The following is an 11,343-nucleotide window of genomic DNA, read 5'->3' on the forward strand; positions in this document are numbered from 1 at the left end:
CACCGTCCCTCCCACATTTTGATCTGTGAATACATTCAAGTGTGGGAGGGGGCTTGCCCCCGATGAGGCCCTGAAGACAACTAAAAATCTCAGCGCTTCACCTGTTTCAACGTCTCGGCAATCAAAAACGCCAATTCCAGCGACTGATCGGCATTCATCCGTGGGTCGCAGTGGGTGTGATAACGGTCCGACAACCCGTCCTCGGTGATCGGCCGCGCGCCGCCGATGCATTCGGTGACGTTCTGCCCGGTCATCTCGATGTGAATCCCGCCGGCATAGCTGCCTTCGGCCTGATGCACCTGGAAGAACTCCTTCACCTCGCCCAGGATCTGCGCAAAGTCGCGGGTCTTGTAGCCGCTGCTGGCCTTGATGGTGTTGCCGTGCATCGGGTCCGAGCTCCACAGCACTTGCTTACCTTCGCGCTGCACCGCGCGAATCAGGTGGGGCAGGTGGTCGCCGACCTTGCCTGCGCCCATGCGCGCGATCAGGTTCAGGCGGCCGGGGTCGTTGTCCGGGTTGAGGATGTCGATCAGCCGGATCAGGTCATCCGGGTTCATGCTCGGGCCGACCTTGACCCCGATCGGGTTGTTCACCCCACGCAGGAACTCGACGTGGGCACCGTCCAGTTGGCGTGTGCGGTCGCCGATCCAGAGCATGTGGGCCGAGCAGTCGTAGTAGTCGTTGGTCAGGCTGTCACGGCGCACGAAGGCTTGCTCGTAGTTGAGCAGCAGCGCTTCGTGGGCGGTGAAAAAGCTGGTTTCGCGCAGTTGCGGCGAACTGTCCATGCCGCAGGCGCGCATGAACGCCAGGGTTTCGTCGATGCGGTCGGCCAGTTGGCTGTACTTTTCGGCCAGCGCGGAATTGGCGATGAAGTCCAGGTTCCACTTGTGCACCTGGTGCAAGTCGGCGAAGCCGCCCTGGGCAAAGGCGCGCAGCAGGTTCAGGGTGGCGGTGGACTGGTGGTAGGACTGCAATAGGCGGTCCGGGTCCGGCACACGGCTTTTTTCGTCGAAGCCGATACCGTTGACGATGTCGCCACGGTAGGCGGGCAGGGTGATGCCGTCGATGGTTTCATCGTTGGCCGAACGCGGCTTGGCGAACTGGCCGGCCATGCGCCCCACTTTGACCACCGGGCAACCGGCCGCGAAGGTCATCACAATGGCCATCTGCAGCAGCACCTTGAAGGTGTCGCGGATTTTTGCGGCGGAGAACTCGGCAAAACTCTCGGCGCAGTCACCCCCTTGCAACAGGAACGCGCGACCTTGGGTGACCTCGGCAAACTGGCGGCGCAACTCGCGGGCTTCCCCGGCGAACACCAGCGGCGGGTAGCTGGCCAGGCTTTGCTCCACGTGCAGCAAGTGCGCAGCGTCCGGGTACTGGGGTTGTTGCTGGATTGGCAGGGCGCGCCAGCTGTCGGGGCTCCAGGGTTGGCTCATCATGAACTCGATTGGGTGGTTGACGGTCGGGTGCCAATGTTATCAGCAATTAGTGCGTGACCTGTTGCCGCCGGTTCGCCGACAATCGCGCCTTTGCCGTGTAGCAAACCCGTTAGGAGTAGTGATGACCGAGGAGCGTGTCGAGCGCCTGCTGGCTGAAGTCCATGATGATTTCGGCATGATCCGTGTGCTCGAAGTGGCAGATTACCGTTTTCTCGAGTTTGGCGACGCCATCGAGCAAAGCTGCGTGTTCACTGCCGACCCAAGCTGGCTGGAGTACGACTACACCCGCGCGATGCTGATTGGTGCGCTGTGCCATGAGCAGCCGGAAAGCGCGCTGTTCCTTGGCCTGGGCGCCGGCACGCTGACCCAGGCGTGCCTGAAGTTCCTGCCGCTGGAAGATGTAGAAGCCATCGAACTGCGCCCCGATGTGCCGCGCCTGGCCATCGAGTATCTGGGGCTGGATGACGACCCGCGTTTGTACATCCGCGTCGGCGACGCGCTGGAGTTACTCGACAGCGCCGAATCGGCCGACCTGATTTTCGTCGACCTTTATACCGATGTCGGCCCCGGCGTCGGGCACCTGGCGTGGACGTTCCTGGAGAACTGCCAGAAAAAACTCAACCCCGGCGGCTGGCTGGTGATCAACCAGTGGGCGACCGACGATGGCAAGCCGCTGGGCGCAGCGTTGTTGCGTGGCTTGTACCATCGCCATTATTGGGAACTGCCGGTGAAGGAGGGCAATGTGATTCTGTTGGTGCCGTCCGAGCTGGACCAGGAACTGGACAGGGGCGCGCTCTCGGACCGTGCCGAAGCGTTGGCGCCGCGGTTGGGGTACTCGTTGCAGCCGTTGATCAAGGCGATTCGGCCGGCAACTTAGTTGTCTGCACCGACGCCATCGGGGGCAAGCCCCCTCCCACAGTTTGGAATGCGGTCGAATGTGGGAGGGGGCTTGCCCCCGATGAGGCTATCACTGCCTGAACTCAAATGCCCTTGAACACCCCCGGCCGCTTCTCGACCATCGCCCGCACGCCTTCCTTGGCATCCTCGCTGTTGAGCAGTTTATCCACCATCGGCGGCAACGCGGCCGCCGCCACGGTTTCACCTTCCATGCGCGCCAGCCGGGCTGACATCAACGTGGCCTGCACACCCAGCGGCGCCTGACGGGCGATGCGGTGGGCCAATTCGACGGCGCGCGGCAGCAGGTCTTCGCTGGCCATCACTTCCTGCACCAAACCCAGGCGCAGCGCGTCATGGGCGTCGAACTCATCGCCGGTGAGCAGCCAGCGCATCGCGTTGCCCCAGCCAGCGACCTGATGAAAGCGCAACGTCGCGCCGCCGAACGGAAAGATGCCACGCTGAACTTCCATCTGCGCAAAGCGCGTGTTGCTCGCGCAAAGATTGATATCCGCCGCCAGCATCAACTCGATACCGATCGTCAGGCAGTAGCCTTGGGCCGCGACGATTACCGGTTTGCTCACGCGCGGCCCGGCAAACACGCCCCAGGGATCACACCCACCCAGCGGCGGTTGCCAGCCACCGGCCATCACGCCGCTGACATTGGCCAGGTCCAGCCCGGCCGTGAAGTGATCGCCGTGGGCAAACACCACCGCCACCCGCGCGTCGTCATTTCGATCAAATTCGCCATACGCCAGGCTTAGCTCATTGAGCAGGTCCAAGTCGAAAGCGTTGCGTTTGGCCACCCGGTCCAGGCCCAGCAACAGGACATGGCCCTGGAGTTCTCGGCTGACGTGGCTGCTGCTGGCTGGATTCATCGGGGGTGCCCTCGGGCGCGGGGAAGGGTTTCAGACCAAAGGGCCTGAAAGGTCGGGTGAACCGTTTAAGCGTTATGACCAGCAGGGCCGGGCCTTTGAAAAATAGACCCTGCCGGTGTTCTCTGCAAAGGCTGTGACGCAGCTCGGTTTATCAGTGCTTTGCGATAAAAAAAGCTCCCTTTTTCAGCTATTTCCGGTATAGTGCGCGCCGGCCTTTAACCGGGCCGCGTTTAGGTAGCGCAATTCCCCGAAGTCAGCTTCGGCTGCACGTCCGCACAGCGGACTCTCCCTTGACGAATCTTTTTCATTCATTCGTTTTCGCAAATCCCCGCCGACAAAGCAGCCAGGGCGACTCTTGAGTCTCAACACGGCATGCGCAGCTTTGGAGCATGGGTCTTTGCGGATGCACTTAGAGGCAGACCCATGACCCAGGAAACCGGCGGCTTCGCCGCTTTTAATCTTAACCCGAACATTCTCGCTGCCGTCATCGCGACCGGCTACGAAGAACCTTCGGCGATTCAGCAGCAATCGATCCCGATCATCATGGCCGGCCAGGACATGATTGGCCAGGCGCAAACCGGTACCGGTAAAACCGCCGCGTTCGCCCTGCCTATCCTGCATTGCATCGATCCTGCCAAGCGCGAACCGCAAGCCCTGATCCTGGCGCCAACCCGTGAGTTGGCGCTGCAAGTAGCAACCGCTTTTGAAACCTACGCCAAGCAAATGCCAGGCGTAACCGTTGTGGCCGTTTACGGCGGCGCGCCTATGGGCCCACAACTCAAAGCTATCCGTAACGGCGCACAGATCGTTGTCGCCACCCCGGGCCGTCTGTGCGACCACCTGCGTCGTGACGAGAAAGTCTTGTCGACCGTGAACCACCTGGTTCTCGACGAAGCTGACGAAATGTTGAAGCTGGGCTTCATGGATGACCTGGAAGTCATCTTCAAGGCGCTGCCACCAACCCGTCAGACCGTACTGTTCTCGGCCACCCTGCCACAGTCGATCCGTGCCATTGCCGAGCGCCACCTGCGCGATCCGCAACACGTGAAGATCCAGACCAAGACTCAGACCGTTACCGCGATCGAACAGGCTCACCTGTTGGTTCACGCTGACCAGAAGACCTCGGCTGTATTGAGCCTGCTGGAAGTCGAAGACTTCGACGCCCTGATCATGTTCGTGCGTACCAAGCAAGCGACCCTGGACCTGGCCAGTGCCCTGGAAGCCAAAGGCTATAAAGCCGCTGCGCTGAACGGTGACATCGCCCAGAACCAACGTGAGCGCGTGATCGACTCCCTCAAGGATGGCCGTCTGGACATCGTTGTGGCGACCGACGTTGCCGCCCGTGGTCTCGACGTTCCACGTATCACCCACGTGTTCAACGTTGACATGCCGTACGACCCAGAGTCCTACGTTCACCGTATCGGCCGTACCGGCCGTGCCGGTCGCGAAGGCCGTGCACTGCTGCTGGTGACTCCACGTGAGCGCCGCATGCTGCAAGTGATCGAGCGTGTAACCGGCCAGAAAGTCGCCGAAGTCCGCCTGCCGGATGCCCAGGCAGTCCTGGATGCGCGCATCAAGAAACTGACCAACAGCCTGGCGCCACTGGTGGCTGACGCTGAATCGACCCACGGCGACCTGCTGGACCGCCTGACCGCCGATATCGGTTGCACCCCGCGTGCCCTGGCTGCAGCCCTGCTGCGCAAAGCCACCAACGGTCAGGCCCTGACCCTGGCAGCCATCGAGAAAGAACGTCCACTGGTGCCGAACAACGCGCCACGCGGTGATCGTCCAGAGCGTACCGGTGACCGTCCGGACCGTGGTGATCGTGAGCGTCGTGCTCCGGTTCCATTGGCTGAAGGCCGTGCTCGCTGCCGTACCGCGCTGGGCGCGCGTGATGGCATCGCTGCCAAGAACCTGTTGGGCGCTATCCTCAACGAGGGTGGCCTGGCACGTGAAGCCATCGGTCGCATCCAGGTGCGTGACAGCTTCTCCCTGGTGGAGCTGCCGGAAGACGGTCTGGAAAAACTGCTGACCAAGCTGAAAGACACCCGCGTTGCCGGTAAGCAGCTGAAGCTGCGTCGCTACCGCGAAGATTGATCCGCCCTTGGGCTGATTGATCGAACATAAAAAATCCCCGACTGGTTCGGGGATTTTTTTGCCTGGCATTTCTGGATCAGCACTCGGTCAACGGTGGGAGCAAGCCCCACAGTTCGATTTCCATCAGCCGAAACGGTAGATGTCCATCCCCAGCGCGCCCAGCGTGAAGCCCTGGTGCGCCACGCTGAAATCGCCACCGGCGCCCCGCGCGAAATACAGCGGCAGCAGGTGCTCATCGCTGGGATGACTGCGCACCGCATGGGGCGCCTGTCGGCGATAGTCATGCAATGCAGCCTCATCATTGGCGGCCAGCTTATCCACCACCCAGTCACGGAAGTCCCGTGCCCACGGCTCAATGCTTTCGGCCCCTGCGTGCCAGTCCAGTTCGCCCAGGTTATGGGTGATGCTGCCCGAGCCGATCAACAACACGCCTTGCTCACGCAGACTGCTCAAGGCATGCCCGACGCGTGTCTGTAGGGCAGGGCCCATACGGCTGGGCAGGGACACTTGCACCACCGGAATGTCAGCCGCCGGGTACATCAGCGAGAGTGGCACCCAGGTGCCGTGGTCAAACGGGCGGCGCTCGTCTATGCGTGCATTCAGGCCATCGGTATGCAGCAGTTGGACAACCTCGCTGGCCAGTTGCGGATCGCCCGGCGCTGGGTACTGCACCGCAAACAGTTCGCGAGGGAAGCCGCCGAAGTCATGCCAGGTTTCAGGCGCGGGGCTGCCGCTGACCAGCAGTTCATGACTCTCCCAGTGTGCCGACACCACCACGATCGCCTTGGGCCGTGGCAGCTCGGCAGCCAGACGCTGCAATGCCGGGCCGCTGGCGCCGGGTTGCAGGGCAAGCATGGGCGAACCGTGAGAGATAAACAGGCTGGGGAGCATAAGTGGGGTCCTGAGCGTTAACATGGGCCCATCTTCAATCAGATCATTGATCTAAATCTAATATAAGTTTTAGTGCCTTTTGATCGAATTTCCGGGGGGATCCATGGAGCCTAAGTTTTGGCAAGAGCGCTGGGCGCGCAATCAGATCGGCTTTCACTTGCCCGAGGTCAATCCGTACCTGCTGCGGCATTGGTCGCATCTGTCCCTGGCCGATGACGCCAAAGTGCTGGTGCCGCTGTGTGGCAAAAGCCTGGACCTGATGTGGCTGGCCAGTCATGGGTTGCGCGTCATGGGCGTGGAACTGTCGGAGCAGGCCGTCGAAACGTTTTTCAGCGAGCAGAGCCTGACGCCACACATCACCCGGCGCGGCGCCTTCACGGTGTACCAGGCGGATTTGCTTGAGGTGTGGTGCGGCGATTTCTTCGCCCTGGGCGCCGAGGATCTGGCCGACTGCACCGCGCTATATGATCGCGCTGCATTGATCGCCTTGCCGCCGCTGATGCGTGCGCAATACGCCGAACATCTGAACACTTTGCTGCGCCCAGGGTGTCAGGGGCTGTTGGTCACCCTTGATTATGACCAGACCCAAAAGGCCGGGCCGCCGTTTGCGGTGACGGATGACGAAGTAGCGGTGCTGTTTGGTTTGAAATGGACCTTGGAGGTGTTGGAGGAGCGAGACATCCTGGGCGAGAGTTGGAAGTTTGTGCAGGATGGCGTTACGCGGCTTGATGAGCGTGTCTATCGGCTGGTTATGCGTTGACCGGGGCAGTTCGTGCGCGGCACTGGACCTGTGGCGAGGGAGCTTGCTCCCGCTGACGGCCTGGCAGACGCGCGCCATCTAACGGTTAGACCGCGATCCAAATGTGGGAGGGGGCTTGCCCCCGATAGCGGCGTGTCAGTCGATTAATCAGGTGACTGATTCAGCGCCATCGGGGCTTGGGCATCTACACAATTCTGGCTATGGCGCTGGACCTGTGGCGAGGGAGCTTGCTCCCGCTGACGGCCTGGCAGACGAGCGCCATCTAACGGTTAGACCGCGATCCAAATGTGGGAGGGGGCTTGCCCCCGATAGCGGTGTGTCAGTCGATTAATCAGGTGACTGATTCAGCGCCATCGGGGCCTCGGTATCTACACCACCCTGGGTATGGCGCAGGACCTGTGGCGAGGGAGCTTGCTCCCGCTGGCGGCCTGGCAGACGAGCGCCATCTAACGGTTAGACCGCGATCCAAATGTGGGAGGGGGCTTGCCCCCGATAGCAGCGTGTCAGTCGATTAATCAGGTGACTGATTCAGCGCCATCGGGGCTTGGGCATCTACACAATTCTGGCTATGGCGCTGGACCTGTGGCGAGGGAGCTTGCTCCCGCTGACGGCCTGGCAGACGCGCGCCATCTAACGGTTAGACCGCGATCCAAATGTGGGAGGGGGCTTGCCCCCGATAGCAGCGTGTAAGTCGATTAATCAGGTGACTGATTCAGCGCCATCGGGGCCTCGGTATCTACACCACCCTGGTGTATGGCGCAGGACCTGTGGCGAGGGAGCTTGCTCCCGCTGGCGGCCTGACAGACGACCAGGATGTTGGATCAGACCGGGTACATATCCGTTATTTAGGTAACGGCTGGTATGGGTTCCGCTTTTACAGCGGCTCACTTTTGAAGAGCGCAAAAGTAAGCAAAACGCTCTTGCCCCAACACTCGGCACCTCGCTCACGCTCGGTGTGCCCGTAATCCGCCAGGTATTTGGGGGGCCGCCGCCACGCGCCATCCATGGCGCGGGGCGGCTAAACCGGCATCCCTGCCGGTTTACCCCCCAAATCCCTGTCGAATTCCGGCCAGCGTGTTTGACGGGGCGCCTGAGATCAAAAGCGAGATCAAGATCAAGATCAGGATCAAGAGCGGCTCGCTTCGCATCGTGGTTAGAGTGTTGGTTGCTGCAAAATTGTGTGGATACCTATGGCCATTGCGGGTAAGCCCGATTTCCACATTTGCCCGCTTACGCCTGTGGGAGCCGGGCTTGCCCACGATGACGATAGAAGCGCCCACAAAAAAGGGGCGATCAGATCGCCCCTTCTTGTGTCACCTTGCCATCAGCCCCGACGGCGCAGTGCGTCGATACGCTCTTCCAACGGTGGGTGGCTCATGAACAGGCGAGCCATGCCCTGTTTGATGCCGCCGTTGATGCCGAAGGCGGTCAGGCTGTCCGGCATATGCACCGGCAGGCCCTGTTCGGAGCGCAGGTGTTGCAGTGCTGCGATCATCGCCCCGGTACCCGCCAGGCGGGCCCCGGCTTCGTCTGCGCGGAATTCCCGTTTGCGCGAGAACCACATGGTGATCGCGCTGGCCAGGAAGCCCAGCACCACTTCGGCGAAGATGGTCGCCACGAAGTAGGCAATGCCACGGCCGCCTTCGTTCTTGAAGATCACCTTGTCGACGAAGTTGCCGATGATCCGCGCGAAAAACATCACGAAGGTGTTCACCACGCCCTGGACCAGTGCCAAGGTGACCATGTCACCGTTGGCGACGTGGCCGATTTCGTGGGCCAGCACGGCTTTCACTTCATCGTACGAGAAGCGTTCCAGCATGCCCTGGCTGACCGCAACGAGTGCGTCGTTCTTGTTCCAGCCGGTGGCAAAGGCGTTGGCTTCGTAAGCCGGGAAAATCCCGACCTCGGGCATCTTGATCCCCGCCTCGCGGGACAACTGCTCGACGGTTTGCAGCAACCATTGTTCATGCCGGGTACGTGGCTGGGTGATGACCTGGGTGCTGGTGCTCATCTTCGCCATCCACTTGGAGATGAACAGCGAGAACAACGAGCCGGCGAAACCAAAGACCGCACAGAAAACCAGCAGCTGATTGAGGTTCAGGTCAACCCCGTTGGCCGCCATGAACCCGTTGAAGCCGAAAAGGCTCAAGGTGATGCTGGCAATCAGCACGACCGCAAGGTTAGTGGCCAAGAACAGCAGGATGCGCATCATGGTTGTAGAGTTCTCCTCATGCTTAATATGTCGCGTACTGCGGGGTATATAAGGTGCGGCATGGGGTGATTCAACCGAGCGACTATTTCAAACTGTGTCCTACAGCCAGAACGTAGAGCCTTGAAGGGATTTTCCGAGAGGGAAAAGGCCCCTTGATCGGCTCGTCGGTGCCTTGCAGCCCTGTAATTATAGGGGGCGGGTGGCTTTTGCGAGTCCCGCGAAGTGTTGAAGCGAGGAAAGGGCAGAGAAGTGTTGCCAGATACTCGCTGTACGACCGACTGTCGGTCGCACAGCGCCGTTTCCATTACTGGCGATAGGACTTGAGGAAGTTGCCGATGCGACCAATGGCCATGTCCAGGTCATCCACACGCGGCAAGGTCACCACGCGGAAGTGGTCCGGCCACGGCCAGTTGAACGCGGTGCCTTGCACCACCAGCAATTTTTCCGACAGCAGCAGGTCGAGCACGAACTTCTCGTCGTTGAGGATCGGGCAGACCTTCGGGTCGATCCGCGGGAAGGCATACAGCGCCCCCATGGGCTTCACGCAGCTCACGCCCGGGATCGCATTGAGCAGCTCCCACGTACGGTTGCGCTGTTCCAGCAGGCGGCCCTGGGGCAGGATCAGGTCATTGATGCTCTGGTAGCCGCCGAGGGCGGTCTGGATCGCATGTTGGCTCGGCACGTTGGCGCACAGGCGCATGTTGGCCAGCATGTCGATGCCTTCGATGTAGCTCTGGGCGTTGTGCTTGGGCCCGGAAATGGCGATCCAGCCGGAGCGGAAGCCCGCCACGCGGTAGGACTTCGACAGGCCGTTGAAGGTCAGGCACAGCAGGTCCGGCGCCAGGGAACCGGTGCAGATATGCACCGCATCGTCGTAGAGGATCTTGTCGTAGATCTCGTCGGAGAACACCACCAGGTTGTGCTGGCGTGCCAGCTCGAGCATGCCCAGCAACACTTCCTTGGAGTACACCGCGCCTGTGGGGTTGTTTGGGTTGATGATCACCAGGGCTTTGGTATTCGGGGTGATCTTGGCCTTGATGTCGGCCAGGTCCGGGAACCAGTCGGCGCCTTCGTCACACAGGTAGTGCACCGGGTGGCCACCGGCCAGGGTCACGGCGGCGGTCCACAGCGGGTAGTCCGGCGCGGGTACCAGGACTTCGTCGCCATTGTTGAGCAGCGCCTGCATGGACATCACGATCAGCTCGGACACACCATTGCCCAGGTAGATGTCTTCGATGCCGACACCTTCGACCTGCTTCTGCTGGTAGTACTGCATCACCGCCTTGCGCGCGCTGAACAGGCCCTTGGAGTCACTGTAGCCCTGGGCGGTGGGCAGGTTGCGGATCACGTCCTGGAGGATTTCGTCCGGCGCTTCGAAACCAAAGGGCGCCGGGTTGCCGATGTTCAGCTTGAGGATGCGATGGCCTTCCTCTTCCAGGCGCTTGGCGTGCTTGAGCACTGGGCCGCGAATGTCGTAGCAGACGTTGGCGAGCTTGTTCGATTTGCTGACCTGCATGGCGATGTGATCCTGAAAATGAACGATCCAGACGGTGTGGGCACTACCGTACGTTGAATCCTGCGCAGGCCGCACCCATAAATACGTTTGAATGCCGGTAGCGCGGGTGCCAGACTGGCGTTTTGAAGAGGCGCAATCATACGTGCCGCCTGATCTATGGAAAAGATACAGATCAGGGTTTTTCAATTGCCGAGGTGTACCGATGGAAAAGCTGCAGAAAACCGTTGATGAATGGAAGGCAATGCTCGACCCAGAGCAGTACAACGTGTGCCGTCTCAAGGGCACCGAGCGGCCTTTCAGCGGCAAGTACAACGCAACCAAGACCGACGGCGTGTATCACTGCATCTGCTGTAACGCGCCGCTGTTCGATTCGACCACCAAGTTTGATTCCGGCTGCGGCTGGCCGAGCTTCTACGCGCCGATCGCCGACAGCGCGATGGTCGAGATCCGCGATGTCAGCCACGGCATGATCCGCACCGAAGTCACCTGCGCCAAGTGCGATGCGCACCTGGGCCACGTGTTCCCGGACGGCCCGCCGCCGACCGGCCTGCGTTATTGCATCAACTCGGTGTGCCTGGACCTCGTCCCGCGCTAGCGATCGGGTTGTAACCCGATCGAAAAATGGGGGAGCGGGCCCGCTCCCGCCTGATACCGTG

Annotated in this window: 9 protein-coding genes; 4 read left to right on the forward strand and 5 right to left on the reverse strand. The window is 61.1% G+C overall.

Going from position 1 to position 11,343, the window contains the following annotated elements; all coding sequences use genetic code 11:
* Positions 1–89 precede the first annotated feature (89 nt).
* The gene (locus ACI512_RS12660) at positions 90–1,436 is read right to left on the reverse strand and encodes a class II 3-deoxy-7-phosphoheptulonate synthase (RefSeq protein ID WP_236383621.1); all 1,347 of its coding nucleotides are present in this window, start codon (positions 1,434–1,436) and stop codon (positions 90–92) included.
* Positions 1,437–1,560: 124 nt separating this feature from the next.
* Between ACI512_RS12660 and ACI512_RS12665 the strand changes: the two genes are divergently transcribed.
* A complete protein-coding gene (locus ACI512_RS12665) occupies positions 1,561–2,316 on the forward strand; it encodes a spermidine synthase (protein ID WP_064052378.1) in 756 nt (251 codons plus the stop codon).
* A gap of 103 nt (positions 2,317–2,419) precedes the next feature.
* Here the strand turns inward: ACI512_RS12665 and ACI512_RS12670 are convergent, their stop codons facing one another.
* Positions 2,420–3,211: a crotonase/enoyl-CoA hydratase family protein gene (locus ACI512_RS12670; protein ID WP_236383618.1), complete on the reverse strand. Its 792-nt coding sequence runs from the start codon at positions 3,209–3,211 to the stop codon at positions 2,420–2,422.
* Between the two features lie 423 nt (positions 3,212–3,634).
* Between ACI512_RS12670 and ACI512_RS12675 the strand changes: the two genes are divergently transcribed.
* On the forward strand, positions 3,635–5,308 hold the full coding sequence (locus ACI512_RS12675; RefSeq protein ID WP_003233351.1) for a DEAD/DEAH box helicase: 1,674 nt from the start codon (positions 3,635–3,637) through the stop codon (positions 5,306–5,308).
* A 123-nt stretch (positions 5,309–5,431) separates the two neighbouring features.
* Here the strand turns inward: ACI512_RS12675 and ACI512_RS12680 are convergent, their stop codons facing one another.
* Positions 5,432–6,199 carry a class III extradiol ring-cleavage dioxygenase gene (locus ACI512_RS12680; protein WP_046035030.1) on the reverse strand — a complete coding sequence of 256 codons (768 nt, stop codon included), beginning with the start codon at positions 6,197–6,199 and terminating at the stop codon, positions 5,432–5,434.
* Positions 6,200–6,302: 103 nt separating this feature from the next.
* Between ACI512_RS12680 and ACI512_RS12685 the strand changes: the two genes are divergently transcribed.
* Entirely contained in the window at positions 6,303–6,959 is a 657-nt protein-coding gene (locus ACI512_RS12685) for a thiopurine S-methyltransferase (protein WP_236383616.1), read from the forward strand.
* A 1,324-nt stretch (positions 6,960–8,283) separates the two neighbouring features.
* Here ACI512_RS12685 and htpX read toward each other — a convergent pair.
* Together htpX and ACI512_RS12695 are read right to left on the reverse strand one after the other, a co-directional pair.
* On the reverse strand, positions 8,284–9,171 hold the full coding sequence (htpX, locus tag ACI512_RS12690; RefSeq protein ID WP_012723005.1) for a protease HtpX: 888 nt from the start codon (positions 9,169–9,171) through the stop codon (positions 8,284–8,286).
* 304 nt (positions 9,172–9,475) lie between these two features.
* Positions 9,476–10,687 (reverse strand): pyridoxal phosphate-dependent aminotransferase, encoded by a 1,212-nt coding sequence (locus ACI512_RS12695; RefSeq protein WP_012723006.1) that lies wholly within the window; start codon positions 10,685–10,687, stop codon positions 9,476–9,478.
* A 202-nt stretch (positions 10,688–10,889) separates the two neighbouring features.
* On the opposite strand from ACI512_RS12695, the gene msrB reads away from it, so the two are divergent.
* A complete protein-coding gene (gene msrB / locus ACI512_RS12700) occupies positions 10,890–11,282 on the forward strand; it encodes a peptide-methionine (R)-S-oxide reductase MsrB (RefSeq protein WP_012723007.1) in 393 nt (130 codons plus the stop codon).
* Positions 11,283–11,343: the final 61 nt, after the last annotated feature.

The sequence above is a fragment of the Pseudomonas petroselini genome (genome assembly GCF_045037875.1).
Classification (GTDB): domain Bacteria; phylum Pseudomonadota; class Gammaproteobacteria; order Pseudomonadales; family Pseudomonadaceae; genus Aquipseudomonas; species Aquipseudomonas petroselini.